The organism is Kitasatospora sp. NPDC096147 (assembly GCF_044763225.1).
Lineage (GTDB): Bacteria > Actinomycetota > Actinomycetes > Streptomycetales > Streptomycetaceae > Kitasatospora.
This window is the reverse complement of the sequence record NZ_JBIWFX010000017.1, coordinates 44,499-61,305: the sequence shown is the minus strand read 5'-3', so window position 1 is coordinate 61,305 and position 16,807 is coordinate 44,499. Positions and strand designations below refer to the sequence as shown.

At 75.4% G+C, this 16,807-nt stretch carries 17 protein-coding genes; 9 read left to right on the top strand and 8 right to left on the bottom strand.

Annotated elements, in window-relative coordinates; genetic code table 11:
* Positions 1-50: 50 nt before the first annotated feature.
* On the bottom strand, positions 51-1,631 hold the full coding sequence (locus ACIRBX_RS33755) for an aspartate:alanine exchanger family transporter (protein ID WP_402303189.1): 1,581 nt from the start codon (positions 1,629-1,631) through the stop codon (positions 51-53).
* A gap of 295 nt (positions 1,632-1,926) precedes the next feature.
* Positions 1,927-2,559: an FMN-dependent NADH-azoreductase gene (locus ACIRBX_RS33750; RefSeq protein WP_402303185.1), complete on the bottom strand. Its 633-nt coding sequence runs from the start codon at positions 2,557-2,559 to the stop codon at positions 1,927-1,929.
* A 148-nt stretch (positions 2,560-2,707) separates the two neighbouring features.
* Here ACIRBX_RS33750 and ACIRBX_RS33745 point away from each other — a divergent pair, with 148 nt between their 5' ends.
* On the top strand, positions 2,708-3,316 hold the full coding sequence (locus ACIRBX_RS33745) for a TetR/AcrR family transcriptional regulator (RefSeq protein WP_402303182.1): 609 nt from the start codon (positions 2,708-2,710) through the stop codon (positions 3,314-3,316).
* 66 nt (positions 3,317-3,382) lie between these two features.
* Here ACIRBX_RS33745 and ACIRBX_RS33740 read toward each other — a convergent pair whose 3' ends face one another.
* The gene (locus tag ACIRBX_RS33740; RefSeq protein ID WP_402303179.1) at positions 3,383-3,895 is read right to left on the bottom strand and encodes a GNAT family N-acetyltransferase; all 513 of its coding nucleotides are present in this window, start codon (positions 3,893-3,895) and stop codon (positions 3,383-3,385) included.
* A 69-nt stretch (positions 3,896-3,964) separates the two neighbouring features.
* Here ACIRBX_RS33740 and ACIRBX_RS33735 point away from each other — a divergent pair, with 69 nt between their 5' ends.
* From ACIRBX_RS33735 to ACIRBX_RS33725, 3 genes are all read left to right on the top strand, one after another.
* Positions 3,965-4,603, top strand: coding sequence for a TetR/AcrR family transcriptional regulator (locus ACIRBX_RS33735; protein WP_402303177.1), 639 nt, complete (start codon positions 3,965-3,967; stop codon positions 4,601-4,603).
* 314 nt (positions 4,604-4,917) lie between these two features.
* On the top strand, positions 4,918-5,409 hold the full coding sequence (locus tag ACIRBX_RS33730) for a hypothetical protein (RefSeq protein ID WP_402303174.1): 492 nt from the start codon (positions 4,918-4,920) through the stop codon (positions 5,407-5,409).
* A gap of 63 nt (positions 5,410-5,472) precedes the next feature.
* Positions 5,473-6,882, top strand: coding sequence for a hypothetical protein (locus tag ACIRBX_RS33725; protein WP_402303171.1), 1,410 nt, complete (start codon positions 5,473-5,475; stop codon positions 6,880-6,882).
* A gap of 64 nt (positions 6,883-6,946) precedes the next feature.
* Here the strand turns inward: ACIRBX_RS33725 and ACIRBX_RS33720 are convergent, their stop codons facing one another.
* Positions 6,947-8,032, bottom strand: a complete 1,086-nt coding sequence (locus ACIRBX_RS33720; protein ID WP_402303168.1) for a DUF5937 family protein — start codon at positions 8,030-8,032, stop codon at positions 6,947-6,949.
* A 100-nt stretch (positions 8,033-8,132) separates the two neighbouring features.
* Here ACIRBX_RS33720 and ACIRBX_RS33715 point away from each other — a divergent pair, with 100 nt between their 5' ends.
* The gene (locus ACIRBX_RS33715; protein WP_402303165.1) at positions 8,133-9,356 is read left to right on the top strand and encodes an MFS transporter; all 1,224 of its coding nucleotides are present in this window, start codon (positions 8,133-8,135) and stop codon (positions 9,354-9,356) included.
* A 97-nt stretch (positions 9,357-9,453) separates the two neighbouring features.
* On the opposite strand, the gene ACIRBX_RS33710 is transcribed toward ACIRBX_RS33715, so the two are convergent.
* The gene (locus tag ACIRBX_RS33710; RefSeq protein WP_402303164.1) at positions 9,454-10,959 is read right to left on the bottom strand and encodes an alpha/beta hydrolase family protein; all 1,506 of its coding nucleotides are present in this window, start codon (positions 10,957-10,959) and stop codon (positions 9,454-9,456) included.
* A gap of 216 nt (positions 10,960-11,175) precedes the next feature.
* Here ACIRBX_RS33710 and ACIRBX_RS33705 point away from each other — a divergent pair, with 216 nt between their 5' ends.
* The 3 genes from ACIRBX_RS33705 (at position 11,176) to ACIRBX_RS33695 (ending at position 13,988) form a co-directional block, all read left to right on the top strand.
* Complete coding sequence (locus ACIRBX_RS33705) at positions 11,176-12,396, top strand: sensor histidine kinase (protein ID WP_402303161.1); 1,221 nt, start codon at positions 11,176-11,178, stop codon at positions 12,394-12,396.
* Complete coding sequence (locus ACIRBX_RS33700) at positions 12,393-13,055, top strand: response regulator (protein WP_402303159.1); 663 nt, start codon at positions 12,393-12,395, stop codon at positions 13,053-13,055. Before ACIRBX_RS33705 ends, ACIRBX_RS33700 begins: the two co-directional genes overlap by 4 nt.
* A gap of 90 nt (positions 13,056-13,145) precedes the next feature.
* Positions 13,146-13,988 (top strand): alpha/beta fold hydrolase, encoded by an 843-nt coding sequence (locus ACIRBX_RS33695; RefSeq protein WP_402303157.1) that lies wholly within the window; start codon positions 13,146-13,148, stop codon positions 13,986-13,988.
* Between the two features lie 45 nt (positions 13,989-14,033).
* Here the strand turns inward: ACIRBX_RS33695 and ACIRBX_RS33690 are convergent, their stop codons facing one another.
* The 3 genes from ACIRBX_RS33690 to ACIRBX_RS33680 all read right to left on the bottom strand — a co-directional run bounded on the left by ACIRBX_RS33690 (position 14,034) and on the right by ACIRBX_RS33680 (position 15,859).
* Positions 14,034-14,240, bottom strand: coding sequence for a hypothetical protein (locus tag ACIRBX_RS33690; protein WP_402303155.1), 207 nt, complete (start codon positions 14,238-14,240; stop codon positions 14,034-14,036).
* 87 nt (positions 14,241-14,327) lie between these two features.
* The gene (locus ACIRBX_RS33685) at positions 14,328-15,215 is read right to left on the bottom strand and encodes a hypothetical protein (RefSeq protein ID WP_402303153.1); all 888 of its coding nucleotides are present in this window, start codon (positions 15,213-15,215) and stop codon (positions 14,328-14,330) included.
* Positions 15,212-15,859: a hypothetical protein gene (locus ACIRBX_RS33680; protein ID WP_402303151.1), complete on the bottom strand. Its 648-nt coding sequence runs from the start codon at positions 15,857-15,859 to the stop codon at positions 15,212-15,214. Before ACIRBX_RS33680 ends, ACIRBX_RS33685 begins: the two co-directional genes overlap by 4 nt.
* Positions 15,860-16,347: 488 nt before the next feature.
* On the opposite strand from ACIRBX_RS33680, the gene ACIRBX_RS33675 reads away from it, so the two are divergent.
* A complete protein-coding gene (locus ACIRBX_RS33675) occupies positions 16,348-16,731 on the top strand; it encodes a hypothetical protein (RefSeq protein WP_402303149.1) in 384 nt (127 codons plus the stop codon).
* Positions 16,732-16,807 lie beyond the last annotated feature (76 nt).

The following is a 16,807-nucleotide window of genomic DNA, read 5'->3' as shown; positions in this document are numbered from 1 at the left end:
GGACCGTCAGACCGGCAACGGGGAGCGGTCCGGGCCACCCGGCGGCGGCACTACAGGCCCACGATCAGCTGGATGCAGACGATCTTGACCAGGATGGCCAGGGCGAACAGCGTCGAGTACCCCGTGTTCACCCGGGCGTCCGAGGCACGGGTGTTGGCGTACGCGGTGATCGCCGGGTTCCCGACGTAGCCGGCCAGCAGGCCCATCGTCCGGGGCCGACTCTGGCCCAGCAGCCGGGCCGCCAGGACCATCAGCGCGTAGCTCAGCAGCGCACTGATCAGCAGGACGGTCAGCAGCTTGAGGCCGAAGAGCGAGAACGCGTTCTGCCGGAAGGCGTAACCCGAGGTCAGCCCGACACAGGCGAGGAAGAGCAGCAGGCCGATCTGGCGCAGCGTCAGGTTCGCCCGGGTCGGCAGGGTCCACACCAGCGGGCCGGTGCGCCGGAGCCAGCCGAGCAGCATGGCCATCACCAGGGGGCCCGCCGCCGTCCCGAGCGAGAGGGTGGCCGAGCCGATGGTCAGGCTGGGGATGCCGATCAGGAAGCCCAGGGCGAGGCCGATGCCGAGGCTCACAGCGCTGACCTCGCTGACCTTGGCCTCGGTGTCGCCCAGGTACCGGCTGACCTCGTCGGAGCGCTCGCGCGGCATCACCACCCGGAGCCGGTCGTCGAGTTGCAGCAGCAGGTCGTCGTGGGCCAGGAGTTCCTGGTCGCCGCGCCGGACCCGGGAGACCATCGCCCCGAACCGCCCGGCCAGGTCGAGCTCGGCCACCGTCCGGCCGGCCAGGTCGGGGTTGGTCAGCAGCACCCGGCGGTAGTCGACCCGGTCGCGGCGGTCGAGCAGGTGCTCGTCGGCCCGGTCGCCGAGCTCGGCGACGGCGGCCCGCACCGCGTCGGGGCCGCCGACCACCACCACCCGGTCGCCGGGCACCAGCCGGCCCACCGCGTGGGCGACCTCCGGCGGGCCGCCGGCCCGCTGGACGACGCTGGCCAGCACCCGGCCCCGGTCCGCGCCCGGCACCTCCGCCCAGTCGACGGCCCTGCGGACGGCCACCGTCAGGGTCTCCAGCCGGCGCGGCAGGTCCTCCCCCGGGTCGCGCCGCCCCGGCCAGGAGCGGACGGCGGCCAGCCCGGCGACGAACAGGATGGTGACCACCACCGCCAGCGGGTAGCCGATGGCGTACCCGACGGCCGGCTGCGCCGGGTCCTCGGAGGCGGCCTGGGCCGCCGCCAACCCCGGTGTGGTGGTGCCGATGCCGGCGTAGCCGCCCGCCAGGTACGGTCCGCTGATGCCGAACACCTTGCTGCCCAGCAGGCCCACCACCACAGCGGTGACCACCAGCGCGACCACCGCACCGGCCATCACGGCGAGCTGTGGTCTCAGCTCGCGGAAGAACGCCGGGCCGGACTCCAGGCCCACGGTGTAGACGTACAGGGCGAGGCCGAGCACGGACACCCCGGCGGGCACGGCGGGCCCGATGTCCGGGTCGAGCGCGCCGACCAGCAGGCCGGCGAACAGCACTCCGGCGGCGCCCAGCCGGACCGGGCCGAGCCTGGCCAGGCCGAGCAGGGAGCCCGCCGCGATCACCGCGAAGACCGTCACCCAGGGGTGATCGGCGAAGAACTGCCACATCCCCCCACTCACTCACGCCGCCCCGGCCGGGTCCACACCCCTTGGACCGTTCGGAGCAAGCCGGTCCCCCTGACGGGCCGTCAACGCGTCTGCGGCACCGCTCGCGAGGGCCCGGCCGAGCGAATCGGGCACACCACGACCACCCGACCGCGAGGCCGCCGGATCACTGAACCACCACCGCCCGCCAGACCCAGCCCGACCGAACCGAACCCAGCCGGACCGGACCCGGCCGAACCGAACCGCGCAAGTACACCGGGCCGCAGCCGAGTTCTCCGTCGGCCGGGCACCGGGCCGGTCAGCGGCCGACCAGCGCCCGCCCGGCCTCGCGGGCCGCGCCGAGCGCCTCGGCGTGGTGCCGGGCCGCCAGGTCCTTGAGCTCCTCCATCCCGGGGGTGGTGGCGGCCAGCGTGAGCTCCCGCTTGATGACGGTCAGGTCCGCCTGCCACACGTCGGCGAGGATGCGCTCCAGGTAGGGGGTCGAGTGGTCCCAGCCCTCGCGCGGGGTGCCGGGGCCGTAGCCGCCGCCGAGGGTGGTGACCAGCACCGTGGGGGTGCCGGCGAGCAGCGGGGCGGTCGGGCCGGCTCCGGCGATGACCAGGTCGGCCCAGACCTTGAAGTGCTGGGAGACGCCGAAGTTGTAGAACGGGACGGCCAGGATCACCGCATCGGCGGCCCGCAGCTCCTCGGCCAACTCCCCTGCCAGCGCCAGGGCTTCGAGCTGGGCCGGGGTGCGCTCCGCCTCTGCGGTGAAGGCGGCCAGGGTGGCCAGGGCCCAGGCGTCGGCGGGGAGCGGGCTGCTGCCCAGGTGCCGCCGGGTGACGGTGGAGCCCGGGTGCGCGGCGGTCCACTCCGCCTCGGCGAGGTCGGCGAGCTCGGCGCTGGTGGAGCTGCCGGGCAGGATGCTGGCGTCCAGACGGAACAGGTTCATGGCGTGATTCCTCACAGGCTGATGGCAGTTGGCGGGCAGCCGAGGGGCGCGGAGCGCCCCGGGGCATGCCGGAGGAAGGGCGCGGCACACACCCGCACCCTCGAAACGGACTTTACCCCGCTTCTGATTCCCAGGATAGATTGGCCCCGTGGATCATCCGTCCGTCGTACCCTTCGGGAAGCCGCGCGCCGAGCGCGCCGACGCGGTGCGCAACCGCGAGCACCTGCTGCGGACCGCCCGCGAGCTGATCGCGGAGCTCGGCGTGGAGAAGGTGACCATGGACGGCCTGGCCGAGCGGGCCGGTCTGGGCAAGGGCACCGTGTTCCGCCGCTTCGCCACCCGGGCCGGGATCTTCAAGGCGCTCCTGGACGACGCCGAGGTCCGCTTCCAGGAGCAGGTGCTCTCCGGCCCCCCGCCCCTGGGCCCCGGGGCCGAACCCGCCGCCCGGCTGGTCGCCTACGGCCGGGCCCGCATCGGCTTCCTGCTGGAGCACCGGGCCATCGCCCGCGCCGCCATCGACCGGAACGACAACCCGGCGGTCATCTCGGTCACCCAGGTCCACCTGCGGATGCTGCTCGGCCGGGCCGAGGTCCGGATGCCCAGCCTCGACGGCCTCGCGGTGCAGCTCACCGCCGCCCTGGAGAGCCCCCTGCTGCACTACCTGTCGATGTCGGAGACCAACGCGCCGCCGGCCGAGGAGGTCGGCCTGCTGCTCGCCGACAGCTGGCAGGCCCTGATCGAACGCATCACCGCCTGACGGAGGCTCAACCCGCCGCCCCACCCACCCCGCCACGCGGCCGAACGGGGTGGGTGGGGCGGCGGCTCAGTGAAGCGCCAGCTCCCAGGTCTGCCCGACCACCTCGTGCCCGAAGCGCTGCTCCGGCGACTCGCTCCGGACCAGGGCGAACCCGAGCCCCCGGTAGATCCGCCGCGCCGAGGCCTGGCTGTCCGTGGTCCACAGCGACACCTTGCGGTACCCGGCCGCCCGAGCGAAGTCCACGGCCTCCTGGACCAGTTGAGTCCCCAGACCGAGCCCCCGCGCGACCGGTGCCACCAGCAGGACGCGCAGCTTCGCCACCCCCGGCCGCTCCCCCGCCACCAGCATCACGCAGCCCGCCCGCTCGCCCTCGACCTCGGCGATCCAGGCCGTCTCCAGCGCCGGGTCGTGGCCCGCCGCGTACCCGGCGACGATCGAGGCGACCAGCGCCTCGAACTCCGCGTTCCAGTCGAACTGCGCGGCGTACAGCTCGCCGTGGGCCATCACCATCCAGCCGAGATCACCCGGCCGGTCGGCCCTGCGCAGCTCGGCCTTCCGCACGGCGGTTCCCTCCGTCATCACACACCCCTGAGCATTCGCGACGCCCCGTTACTGACACGGTCGTGTCAGTGGGCATAGGCTAGGCCCGTGCCCGCACGAAAGCCAAGCCCGTCCACAAGCCCGTCCCCGAGCCCCGCCCCGACCACCGCCCCGTCCCCCCGCCGGACCGAACTGCTCGAAGCCTCCTACCGCTACGCGCTCACCCACGGCCTGACCGACCTCTCGCTCCGCCCGCTGGCGGAGGCGGTCGGCTCCAGCACGCGGGTGCTGATGTTCCTCTTCGGCAGCAAGGACGGCCTGGTCCGCGCTCTGCTGGAGCGGGCCCGGGCCGACGAACTCGACCTGATGGCCGGGCTGCGCGGGGCCGGTGGCCCGGCCGGGCTGGCCACCGCCGCCGAGCGGCTCTGGGACTGGCTGGCCGACCCGGGCCACCGGCCGCTGCTCCGGCTCTGGGCCGAGGCGTACAGCCGTTCGCTGATCGAGCCCGACGGTCCGTGGGCCGGCTTCGCCGCCGCGACGGTCCGTGACTGGCTGGACCTGCTGGCCGACTGCCAGTCCGACCGGGAGCGGGCCGCCGACGACGCCGCCGTCCGCCGCACGGCCGTGCTCGCGCTGCTCCGGGGGGCACTGCTGGACCTGCTCGCCACCGACGACGGCCCCCGGGTGACGGCCGCCGTCCGCACCCACCTCGCCCCGCTGACCGGCGGCCACCGCCCCGCCCGCTGAGGGACGAGCGCCCCACCCGGCGCCAACCTCGCTGCGCCGTACGGGTGTTGCCGCACCACCCAGCGGTGTGGCGAACCGCCCGGCCCGCCCCGCAGCCAGTAGCTCTGTCAACGGACGGCCGCCGTCCGCACCCACCTCGCCCCGCTGACCGGCAGCCACCGCCCCGCCCGCTGAGGGACGAGCGCCCCACCCGGCGCCAACCTCACTGCGCCGTACGGGTGTTGCCGCACCACCCAGCGGTGTGGCGCACCGCCCGGCCCGCCCCGCAGCCAGTAGCTCTGTCCACGGAGTACCAGGCGGACAGGGAGCGGTGGATGAACCGACGGTGGTGGACCGGTGCGTGGCGGGCGGGCACGGCGGTGGCGCTCTGCCTCGCGGCGACGGGCACGACGGTGGCCGAGGCGGCTGCCCCCGGCTCCGAGGACGAACGGCCCGAGGGCCTGCGGGTGGTGCACGTCTCCGTCGACCGGGTCCGGGCCCACGGCAGCACCACGGTCCGCGCGCTGATCGCCAACCACGGTCCGTCCGCCGTGGCCCGGGACTTCACCGCCACGGTGCGGGTGCCGCTGCGCGCCCTGGCCCTCGGCGGGCACTTCCCGCGCGACTGCCGCATCGAGGAGGCCGAACTCGCCTGCACCTTCCCCAAGGGCCTGCCGCTGCTGCGCACCGCGACGGTCCTGATCCCGGTCCGGCTGGCCGAGGACGTCCGGGACGGCGAGCGCCTGGGCGGCGGCTCGGTGACCGTCCTCGACCCGGACCGCCCCGGCCGGACGCACAGCCGGGCCTTCGTGATCGACGTCGGCTGACCCCTCGTCAGCACGGCTCCCCCACCCACGACCCACCGCACGACACCCGCCGAACGGAGCCCCGTGTCGCTTCCCCGCCGGGCCGCAGCCGCCCTGCTCCTGCTGCTGCCCGCCCTCCCCTCGGCGCCCGCCGCCGCAGCCCAGCCCGTCCGGCAGCAGAGCCTCACACCCCTGCGCGCCACGCCCGGCACCCCGGTGGCGGCCACCCTCACCGTCCGCTCGGCCTCCTGCCTCACGGTGGACGAACTCGGCGTCGGCGTCCGGGACGCGGACGACGCCAACCTCGACTTCCCGGGCTCCACCGGCCGGGTGGAGATCTGCCCGGGCGGCCGGACGATCACCACCGGCACCCGGACCTTCGCGGCCGGCACCTACCGCCAGTTCGGCTTCTACCGGATCGGCTCCCGGTACTTCGACCTCGACAGCCGTCCCCTGGTGGTCGCCACCCCGCAGATCCGCCAGCGCGCCCTGACCCCCACCACCGCCCTGGCCGACCGGCCGGTGGCGGCCACCCTGACCCTGACCGCCGACGCCTGCGTCACGGTGGACGAGATCGGCGTCGGCGTCCGGGACGCACAGGACGCCAACCTCGACTACCCCGGCACCGCGACCGGCGTCACCGTCTGCCCCCAGGGGTACGTGCTCACCACCGGCGAGCGCTCCTTCGCCCGGGGGACGTACCGCGAGTTCGGCTGGTACCGGATCGGCACCGAGTACCACGACCTGCCCGCACGGACCCTGACGGTGCGTGAGCTGCCCGTACCGCCCGCCCCGCCCGTCCACGGCGAGCTGGTCTTCGACCAGACCTTCGACGGCCCGCTGGCCACCGGCACCACCTGGAACGCCTCGACCACCAGCGCCTACCGCTACGGCGACCACAATCCGGACGACGACAAGCTGGACTGGATCGACCCGTCGGCCGTCGCGACCTCCGGCGGGGTCTCCTCGTTCACCGCCGCCCCCGGCCCGCACGTGCTGGAGAACGGGCGCCGGGCCTGGGACACCGGCCTGCTCACCACCGAGAACACCGCGCAGGACTTCCTGGTCCGCCCGGGCGACTACGCCGAGGTCCGGCTCCAACTGCCCGGCGGCCAGGGCGCCTGGCCGGCCCTGTGGACCTGGAAGGACGGCGACAACGAGATCGACTCCTTCGAGTACCACCCCGACAACCCGAACCTGCTCGAACTCAGCAACCGCATCCGGCCCGCCTCCAGCTACTACACCGACCCCGACACCGTGTACCCAGGCGCCTGGATCACCATCGGCGTCCACTACGGCACCACCACCAACGACTTCTACGTCAACCACCGGCTGGTCTTCTCCGACCGCACCGGGGTCCCCGAGGACTGGTCCGCCCACCTGATCCTCAACCTCTCGGTGGACGCCGGGCAGTGGCACCCCGCCCCGGCCACCGACGACCCCATCGTGCTGAACGCCGACTTCCTCCGGGTCTGGCGCCCGGCCACCGGCTGACCCCGCGCACCCCGCACCCCGCACCTCGCACCTCGCAGAGCGGCGGTGCCGCGCCGACGCTCCGTCAGCGCAGCACCGCCGCCAGCAGGTCCGCCCCCAGGCTCGTGGTGGTGGCCAGGTCCAGGGCGTAGTGCACGTACCGGCCCTGCCGGCGGGTGGTGAGCAGCCCGGCCCGGCGCAGCACCGCGAGGTGCCGGGAGACCTCCGGGTCGGTCAGGTCCCATGCCCGGGCCAGCTCGCCGGTGGTGTGCGGCCCCCGGGCCAGCGAGCGGACCAGCCGCAGCCGGACGGGGTGGGCCAGGGCGTCCAGGCGCAGCCGGACGGCCTCCAGCGGCACCGGCTCGGGGTGTTCGGCTTCCCCGACGGGGTAGTGGACCACCGGCTGCCAGCCGACCGCGTTGACCGCGACCAGGTGCGGGTGACCGAAGACCGAGGGCAGGAAGGTCACCCCGGCCGGGCCCGCCTCGGCCGTGTTGTCCTGGAGCTTGTCGAGGACCAGCGAGCGGCCGTCCTCGGCCACCGTGATCGCGGTGGAGACGGCGGCCATCGCCGCGCCGAGGCCCTGACGCCGCATCAGGTCCTGCTTGGTCCGGACGTCCTGGGCCAGCCGGGCGGCGATGCCGGGCCAGGCCCGGTCGAAGAAGGCCGTGGCGCACTGCTCCAGGGTCTCCCGGATCCGGGCCCGGACGGCCGCCGGGTCGGTCAGCAGCCGCTCGGCGAACGCCTCCTGGGCCGCGCCGCGGGCCTGTGCCCGGCCCAGCGCGTCGGCCCGGACCACCGGGTCGGTCAGCGCGGAGCGGCCCGCGTGGGTCAGCCGGTTGCTGCCGCAGGTGGTGACCAGGGCGGAGCGCACGTACCGCTCGTCGTCGATCAGGTCCACCTCGTCCAGCTCCTCGGCGAGGGTGGCACGCGGCCGGGCCGGGACGAGGAAGTCGGCGCGCGAGGAGCGCCAGAGGAACTCCGCCTCCTGGAGCCGCTCGGCCAGGTCCGGGCGCAGCGCGGCGCGCGCCCCGGCCGCCCAGCCGGCCAGCTGCGGGTGGTGGTCGGGGGCGGCCAGCACGTGCAGCATCGCGGTGAGTTCGGCCAGCGGCGAGACCGCGAAGCGGATGTGCCGGGGCGGGGTGCCGGTGAGGTCGATGCGCAGGGTCACCCGGACATCCTCCCTGGTCCCGGGCGGTGCCGGGCCCCGGGTTGACGGGAATCGTCAACCGACGTGACCCGCGCCGCCGTCCGGCCGCACGGTGTCCGCCATGACCACCACCGCAGCGCGCCCCGCACCCCGACCCTCCCCCCGCCCCGTGCCCGGCTCCCCCACACTCCGTCAGCTGATGGCCGCCGGGGGCGGTCCGCGCTACGCCGTCGCCCTGGCGGTGGACGCCGTGGGCACCGGGCTGCTCCGGCCCTTCCTGCTGCTCTACGGCATCACCGTGCTCGGCCTGTCGGCGGCGGGGGCCGGCCTGGCCATGACGGTCGGGATCGTGGCGGGCCTGGCCTGCCTGCCCCCGCTGGGCCGCTGGCTCGACCGGGGTGCGCGCAGCACCGCCGTCGCCGCCTCGATGCTGATCCGGGTGGCCGGGGTGCTGGTGCTGCTGGCCGCACCGGCCGGGAGCACCGTGGCCTTCACCTGCGCGGCCCTGCTGCTCGGCATCGGCAACCAGTCCTGGCCGGCCGCCCACGCCGCCCTGATCTCCACGGTCAGCACCGGCCGGCTGCGGGACGCCGCGCTGGCGGGCGCCCGCTCGGTCCGCAACGCGGGCCTCGGCGTCGGGGCACTGCTGGCGGCCGGTGCGATGGCCGCCGGGCCGGGCGGGCTGCGGGTGCTGGCGGTGGGCTCGGGGGTCGGCTACCTGGTGGCGGCCGTGCTGGCCCGCTCGGTGCGGGTGAGCGCCGATCCGACGGTCCGTCAGGCGGCGGACGCCGGGCCCGCTCCCCGGATGGGAGCGCTGCTGGGGGCCAACGTGCTGTACGCGTTCTGCCTCAACGTGCCGGAGATCGCGGTGCCGCTGGTGCTGGTGACGGAGCTCGACGCCTCGCCGGCCTGGGCGGCGGCGGTGTTCGTCACCAACACCGTCCTGGTGGTGGCCTTCCAGGTACCGGTGACCACCTGGACCGCCCGCTGGTCGCGCGGGACGGTGCTGGTCGCCTCCGGGGTGGTGCTGGCGGTGGGCTACCTCGGTTTCCTGTTCGCCACCGACCTCGGCCCGGCGGCGGTCCTGCTGGTCTCGGTGCCCTTCACCTTCGGCGAGATCCTCTACGCGGGCAGCTCCACCGCCCTGGTCACCGCCCTCGCCCCGCCCGCCCTGTTGGGACGCGCCCTGGCCCGCTTCCAGTTCTCCACCGGCTTCGGGCTGGCCGTCTCCCCCGCCGCCATCACCGCCCTGGCCGCACACGGACCGGCCACCCTCTGGGGCGCCCTCGCCGCCGGCACGGCCGGCGCGTCCACCGCCGTCTGGCGGGGACGCCACCGCGCCTAGCGCGGCCTCCGGGGCCCGGCGGTGAGCAGCAGGCGTGCCCGACACCGGGCCGGACGCCCCGTCAGGTCACGGCAGCTCTGCCCGACGGCCGTGCCCGTCAGGGCTGCGCCGGGCCACCGGTCCGGCCCGCCCCGCGCACCTCGACCTCCCCGTAGACCGACAGCGCGACCGCCGGGTCACCGGTACCGCCCCGCAGGACCGCGTCCAGGAAGGCCAGCGTCGCCCCGGCCACCAGCCGGGGGCTCTCCGCCCGTCCCCGCGAACCGACGATCGACGGGACCGGCGGGAGGTACAACGGGCTGTCGGTGAAGGTGAGATGGGCCGCCCCCGGGACGGTCACCCGGTAGCCGGTGTCGTCGGAGGCCGCCAACGCCTCGGCGAGGCGCGGGAGGTAGCGCGGGTCGGTGTCCGGGGTGATCTGCTGGGTGAGGACCAGGGCGGGCCGGGTGAGGGCGGGCGAGGCCGGGCCGTGCGGGAAGCCGTCGAGGTCGACCACGGCGGCGAAGCGGTGGTCCTGCCGGGCCGCCTGGAGTGCGGCGGCCCCGCCCATCGAGTGGCCGGTCACCGCGGCCCGGCCGGTGTCCAGCCGCCCGGCCAGCGGATCGCCGCCGTCTCGGCGCCCGAGGGCTTCGAGCCGGGTGAGGACGAAGCCGAGGTCGGCCGCCCGGATCGCGGTCCAGCCGGCCGCGAGCTCCTCGTCCCGGTCCCGGTCCCCGGTGGAGGAGGTCGCGGTGCGGACCGTCCGGCCGTCGGCCAGGACCACGGCGGCGGAGTCGTAGGGGTGGTCCAGGGCGGCCACCAGGTACCCGTGGCTGGCCAACTCCTCGGCCCAGGCGGAGTTCTGGGTCCGCACCCCGGCCGAGCCGGGCGAGAACAGCACCACCGGGAACCGGCCGCCGTCCTCGGCCACCGGAGCGTCGGCGACCGCCCGGCTGCGGGCCCGGGTCACCCCGTCCAGCAGGAAGCCCGGCAGACCGACCCCCCGGGTGAGGGCCTCCGCGACGGTGCGCGCCTCGTCCTCCGTGCGCCCGAGGTACCGGGCGCGCTCCGTCCCGGCATCCACCGCCCGTGCGGGGTAACAGAGTTGGACCACTACGGTCCGGTGGTCCGACGGCTCGGCGGTGAAGGTCTCCGGCCGGCTCGGGTCGGTCCACTCCACCACCCGGGTCCCGACCGCGAAGGCCCCCGAAGGCTGCGGGAAGACCGGCACGGGGAAGGACCAGGCCGCCAGCGGACCGGCCGCGACCAGGCCGCCGCAGGCCAGCGTCCCGGGCAGCGCCAGCCACCACCGGGCCCGCCACCCGGTCCGGCCGGTCCGGGCCCGCAGCAGCGGCACCGCGAGGAACGGCAGGACGGCCGCCCCGCCCACCAGCACGGGTATCAGCTGCCACCGGACCCCCGTCACGGCGAGCGCGAGCGCGGTCGGCAGCCAGACCGCACCGGCCGCCGTCGCGACCCGGGGACGGGCGGCCGGGGGCAGCCAGCGTGCTGCCACCAGGACAGCGGCGCTCAGCACGAGGAGGAGTTCAAGGAGGGACATCGACGGTCCCGGGATGATCTGGTTCACCCGCTCATCGTCGGCGCCGCCCGCACGCCGCCACATCCTCCCCGGGGAGCCGATCCCCGCCTCCCGTGGTCGCAGCCGAACGGCCCGGACGGGCGGTCCCGTTGCGACCGTGGGAGGCATCCGGCCTCCTCCTGCGGTAGCACGGCGGCCGGCCGGAATCGGCCTGGGGGATCATGCCTCGCACCGGCCCGGCGCCTAGCGTGGCAGCGGTACGCCCCGGAGCGCGGGGCCGAGCGGGAGCAGGGGCACGTGATGACCGGGTCGGCCCGCAGCACCCTCCCGACCGCCGCTCTGCGCTGGGTGCGCCGGGTGCACCCCGTACTCGGGGACGCCGTCCTCCCGGCCCTGCTCCTGCTGAACGCCGCCACCACGCGCGGGCCGCAGGCCCTCCCGCTGGAGGTGGCACTCACCGCCGCCCTCTCCCTCCCCCTGCTCTGGCGGCGCCGGTCTCCCCTTCCGGTGTTCGGCGCGGTGGCCGCAGCCGCCGGCCTCCAGTGGCTGGCGGACGTCCAACTCCCGGCGGACGTGGCCCTGTTGATCGCCCTGTACACGGCCGCGGCCCACACCGGGCGACGGACCGCGCTGCTGGCCGCCGCGGTGGTGGAGGTCGGTGCGCTGCTGGCCTGTCTGCGCTGGGCCCCGGCGGGGGCGTTCCTGACGCCGTTCGTCGCGGTGACGGCGATGGTGGTCGCCGCCACCGCGCTCGGGCTGAACGTCCGTACCAACCGTGCCTATCTCGGCGTCCTGGAGGAGCGGGCGGCCCGACTGGTGGAGCACCGGGACCAGCAGGCACGGCTGGCCGCCGCCGGGGAGCGGACCCGGATCGCCCGGGAGATGCACGACATCGTCACCCACAACCTCTCGGTGATGGTCGCCCTCACCGACGCCGCCGTGCTCGCCAGGCCACGCGCGCCCGAGAAGGCCGACGCCGCGATGCTCCGGGTCGCGCAGACCGGCCGGCAGGCCCTCGCCGACATGCGCCGCGCCCTCGGCCTGCTCCGCACCGACGAACCCGACGCGGACCGCCACCCGCCGCCCGGCCACGACCAACTCCGGCCGCTGGCCGAGCAGATGACCGCCGCCGGTCTGCCGACCCGCCTGCACCTCCGGGGCGGGCACACCACCGTACCCGCCTCCACCCAGCTGACCGTCTACCGCCTGGTGCAGGAGGCCCTGACCAACACCCTCAAGCACGCCCCCGCCGGCACCGAGGCCGAGGTGCGGATCGACTGCTCACCTGCCGCCGTCACGGTGGAGATCACCGACACCGGCACCCCGAGCTCCCCGCCCCCCGCAACCGCCACCCCGGGCCACGGCCTGACCGGTATGGGCGAACGGGCCGCCGCGCACGGCGGGACGGTGCGGTCCGGCCCGCGCGCAGGTGGCGGCTGGACCGTCCACGCCCACCTCCCCCTCCAGGCCGACGACACCCCCACCCCCACTGGCACCGACCCCCGGACGGCACCCGCATGACGATCCGTGTCCTGATCGCCGACGACGAGGCCCTGCTCCGGATGGCCTTCGGCATGGTGCTGGAGGCCCAGCCCGACCTGCTCCCGGTCGGCGAGGCCGGCGACGGTGCCGAAGCCGTGCGCCTCGCCCGCGAGTTGGCTCCGGACGTGGTGCTGATGGACGTCCGGATGCCCGGCACCGACGGGATCGAGGCGACTCGTGAACTGGTCCGGAGCTGCCCGCGCAGCCGGGTGCTGATCCTCACCACCTTCGACCTGGACGAGTACGCCTTCGCCGGGCTCGAAGCCGGGGCCTCCGGCTTCCTCCTGAAGAACACCCGCCCCGAGGAACTCCTCGCCGCGATCCGGAACGTGGCGGCGGGCGACGCCGTGCTCTCCCCCCGGATCACCCGGCGCCTGCTGGAGCGGGCCGCCCCGCACCTCCGCTCCGGCGCGGGCGCCGAGCACGCGGAGCGGCTGGCCCGGCTCAGCCTCCGCGAGCGCGAGGTGCTCGTCCAGGTCGGCCACGGCCTGTCCAACGCCGAGATCGCCGCCACCCTGCACCTCGCGGAGGCCACGGTGAAGTCCCATCTCGGCCGGATCCTGCACAAGTTGGGCCTCCGGGACCGGATCCAGGCGGTGGTCCTCGCCCATCGCAGCCACCTCGTCCCCCCGGCCTGACCCGCCGACCGCCGCGCACACCGTCACGCCGATTGCGCCCAGGACGAAACGCCCTCGCCCGCCGGGCAGCGCCGGACTAGCTTGGCGGTCATGCACGAAGTGATCACCGAGGACGGCCGGACCCTGGCCGTCGAGGAGTGGGGCGTGCCGACCGGCCGCCCCGTCGTCTACCTGCACGGCAGCCCGATGAGCCGGCTCGCCCGCTACCCCGACGACGCGCTGTTCGACCGCCTGGACGTGCGGTTGATCACCTACGACCGCCCCGGCTTCGGCGGCTCCTCCCCGCAGCCAGGCCGCCGGGTGGTGGACGCGGCGGCCGACGTGGTCGCCATCGGCGACTACCTGGGCCTGGACCGGTTCCCGGTCTTCGGCGTCTCCGGCGGCGGCCCGCACGCGCTGGCCTTCGCCGCGCGGCACCCGGAGCGGGTGACCCGGGTGGGCGCGCTGGCGAGCCTGGCCCCGCGCGACGCGGCCGACCTCGACTGGACCGCCGCCATGAGCGAGGGCAACTCGCGCAGCGCCCGGATCGCCGTGACGGACCGTCAGTCCGTCGTGGAGCACCTGGCGAACGTGGGCACGGCCGCGATGCCGCCGCTCCCCGAGGTCGAGCAGGCGGTGCTCTCCCGGCCGGAGGTCGGCGCGATGCTCGGCGTGGCCTTCCGGGAGGCGGTCCGGCCGGGGCTGGACGGCTGGGTCGACGACGTCCGGGCCCTGTTCGGCACGCCCTGGGGCTTCGACCCGGCCGGGCTGTCCGTCCCCGTGCGGCTCTGGCACGGAGGGCTGGACACCCTGGTCCCGCCCGCGCACGGCCGCTGGCTCGCGGACCGGATACCCGACGCCGCCCTGACCGTCCGTGAGGACGCCGGCCACGCGGGCCACTTCGACGCCACCCCGGCCATGCTGGCCTGGCTGCTCGGCGACGACGACGCCTGACCGGGCCCGCCGCCGTCACCCGCGCGGACGACCCCTGGCCCCGGGTCAGCCGAGGGCCAACCAGCCGACCACGGTGGCCGCGACGGCCGCGACCGCCGCCAGGGCGGCCCACAGCACGCTGGTGCGGTGACCGAACGGGACCGGCACGGCGGGCGGTGCGGGCGTGGTGACGATGGTGATCGTCGTATGCGGCCCGGTGGTCAGGGTCACGGCCGGGCCCCGGTCGTCCTCGGGCTTCCGACGAGTGGTCATGGCTGCTCGCAATCAGGCGGATCGGGGCCCGACGGGGGCCGGTCGGTGACGGACGGGTCGCAGGGGAACCGGTCGGCGGGGAGCCGGTCAGCAGCGGCCGGCCAGGTCGGCGAGCTGGGGGGCGAGACGGCGGTCCGGGCGCTCGGCGATGCCGTCGAACTGCCCGGCGTCGTCGTCCGAGCGGGCCGAATCCCCGCAGACCACCAGGCTGTTGACCATCTCGGCGATCACCTCCGCCGAGCACTCCTGGCGGCGCGGGCGCTGCTCCGCCAAGGCCGGCACGGCCCGGTGGTAGCCCGCCACCCTGGGAGTGCTCGGCGGGACGGGCCCGCCGCCGCCCTCGGGGGTGGCACAGGACTCCAGGTACCACTGCACCGCGTCGGCCGTCTCCCCGCGCTTGAGGTGGTGCAGGTGCATCGCGTACGCGGCGTCCCGGTCGCCAGCCCCGGCGGCGATCTTCCACCAGAAGCTGGCGCTGACCGGGTGCCCGGCCAGGTGCAGCAGGTAGCCGAAGAGCAGCGCCCCGCTGATCTCGGTGTCCAGGTCCTCCTCGCTGAAGACGGCGTTCCGGGCCTGCACCTCGTACGGGTCGTGCTCGTCCCGGTCGGCGAACCGGGCCATCAGCTTGATGGCCGTCGGTCCGGCGATCGCCTGGCGGGCCATCAGGTCCAGCTGCAGCCGCGCCTGGGTGTACTCGTACCACCAGGCCGGCCGGTCGTGGTCGTACCGGTGGAAGGCACCGACGTTGGCCGAGATCCGGCGCAGCGCGTCCCCGATCCGGTCGCCGCCGTGCCCGGACGGCCGCCGGGCGGGCCGGGCGCGGCTGAGGAACTCGCCCAGCAGCAGGTCCCGTTCGGCCGGCCCGGGGTGCCGTACGGGGTCCGGCGTCCGGCTGCCCAGCAGCTGTTCGACGTCGCGGTCGTGGTCGGCGAGACGGTCGTCGGCGGCTCCGCCGGCGTTGGGTTCGGTGGTCACCGGCGGGCTCCTCTGCTGGGGCGGGGCTGGGTGGGGTTGAGCAGGCCGCGCGGCTCCAGGACGGTCTCCAGGTAGCCGATGGCCTTGGTGTAGCTGCGGTCGACGGTGGCCGGGTGGACGCCGAGCACGCTCGCCGCGAAGAGGGTGGTGCGGCCCATGACGCGCTTGAGCACCACGGTGTCGAACTCCCGCTGGGTGAGCCGCCCGAGGGCCTGGTAGAGGCCGACCTCGCTGTCCTGGGCGTCCGGGTCGTGCAGCAGCCGGCGCATCTGGTCCAGGATGTCCCGGGCCCGCACCATCCGGTCGCGGACGTCGGCGTCGAGGCCCCGGCAGATCGTCTGGACCCGCACCGCGGTGGTCAGCATCGACCAGCAGTGGTCGTCCAGGTTGGGCGCCCGCAGGATCACCTGCCAGTCGAGTGCCAGCTGGGTGAACACCTCGACGGTCAGGTCGGTCGCGACCTGTTCGTCCTCCAGCAGTTCGGTGGCGAACCCGACGAAGTCGTCGTAGTTGCCCAGGACGTAGGCCTCGAACTCCACGGGCAGGTTGTCCACCGGCTGCTCCACCCGGGCACCCCACACGGTGCCCTCGGGATCGGGGTCGGGCGAGCGGAACGGGCCGGACTGGCTCGGGTCGTCGTCCATCAGCCCCTCCTCCCCGCCCGGGGGAGCACGGTCGGTGCGCCGACCGCTCTGCCGAGGGTGCGGTGGCGCTTCCGGCGCCGGGGGCGGGCCGTGATCGAGGAGGTGTTCATGAGGTCCCTGGATTCTCTGAGGGTCGGTACGGGATCTGCTCGTTCCGGCCCGTTTCGGGCCTGTTCCCAGGAAAGCAACCGATCGGCCCCGTTCACGCACGCCGAAACCACCGATCCGCCCGGGTGATCCACGGCCGTGGCGCAGCGTCACCGGACCGGCCGGCCGGCAGCGGCCACGACCGGAGTCGGCACAGCTCGCCGCCGTCCTGGCGCCCCCTGGCAGCTGACCCTGCGTCAACTACCGTGCGTGGCCGATGTGACGGGCATCACGCGGGCCGATCGGAGGCCGTCGTGGAACGATCGACACCAGTCGCCGCATTGACCTGCCACGACCACTCCCGCCCCACCCGACACACCGCCCCACCCCCTGGAGGACCGATGGACGCCACCCGGATCGCCGAGCTCACCGCCGGACGGAGCGTCACCGTCCAGGCCGGCGGCCAGGATCTCGACCTGCTCTTCGAGGAGCCCTCGGCGGTCGAGGCCCTGCCCCGTGTGGAGCGCCTGCTGGCCGGGTTCGCCGCCGTCCGGGACCGCTCGACGGCCTACCTGTGGGAGTGGGACGCCGACGGCACCGAGGACGCCCGCGAGCGGGCCGCCTTCCTGGCCGCCCTGGTGCCGACCACCCTGGCCGTCACCGGCGCGGGCGGGCTCGTCCTGCACTACGAGGACATCGACGAGCGGTACCTGATGGACGGTTACTGGCCGGCCGTCCACCTCGACGCGGAGCTGGCCCCGGTCGAGGTGACCATCGAGTCCTGAGCGTCCCGACCTGGACCCCGGGCCGGCGGTGCGGCCCCGGGTCCGGGTCGGCACGCCGGGACACCGGGCCGGGATG

Coding starts and splice junctions, on each gene's coding strand:
- ACIRBX_RS33755 (WP_402303189.1), bottom strand. CDS start 1,631: ATGTGGCAGTTCTTCGCCGATCACCCCTGGGTGACGGTCTTCGCGGTG.
- ACIRBX_RS33750 (WP_402303185.1), bottom strand. CDS start 2,559: ATGAACCTGTTCCGTCTGGACGCCAGCATCCTGCCCGGCAGCTCCACC.
- ACIRBX_RS33740 (WP_402303179.1), bottom strand. CDS start 3,895: ATGACGGAGGGAACCGCCGTGCGGAAGGCCGAGCTGCGCAGGGCCGAC.
- ACIRBX_RS33730 (WP_402303174.1), top strand. CDS start 4,918: ATGAACCGACGGTGGTGGACCGGTGCGTGGCGGGCGGGCACGGCGGTG.
- ACIRBX_RS33715 (WP_402303165.1), top strand. CDS start 8,133: ATGACCACCACCGCAGCGCGCCCCGCACCCCGACCCTCCCCCCGCCCC.
- ACIRBX_RS33710 (WP_402303164.1), bottom strand. CDS start 10,959: ATGTGGCGGCGTGCGGGCGGCGCCGACGATGAGCGGGTGAACCAGATC.
- ACIRBX_RS33705 (WP_402303161.1), top strand. CDS start 11,176: ATGACCGGGTCGGCCCGCAGCACCCTCCCGACCGCCGCTCTGCGCTGG.
- ACIRBX_RS33700 (WP_402303159.1), top strand. CDS start 12,393: ATGACGATCCGTGTCCTGATCGCCGACGACGAGGCCCTGCTCCGGATG.
- ACIRBX_RS33695 (WP_402303157.1), top strand. CDS start 13,146: ATGCACGAAGTGATCACCGAGGACGGCCGGACCCTGGCCGTCGAGGAG.
- ACIRBX_RS33690 (WP_402303155.1), bottom strand. CDS start 14,240: ATGACCACTCGTCGGAAGCCCGAGGACGACCGGGGCCCGGCCGTGACC.
- ACIRBX_RS33680 (WP_402303151.1), bottom strand. CDS start 15,859: ATGGACGACGACCCGAGCCAGTCCGGCCCGTTCCGCTCGCCCGACCCC.
- ACIRBX_RS33675 (WP_402303149.1), top strand. CDS start 16,348: ATGGACGCCACCCGGATCGCCGAGCTCACCGCCGGACGGAGCGTCACC.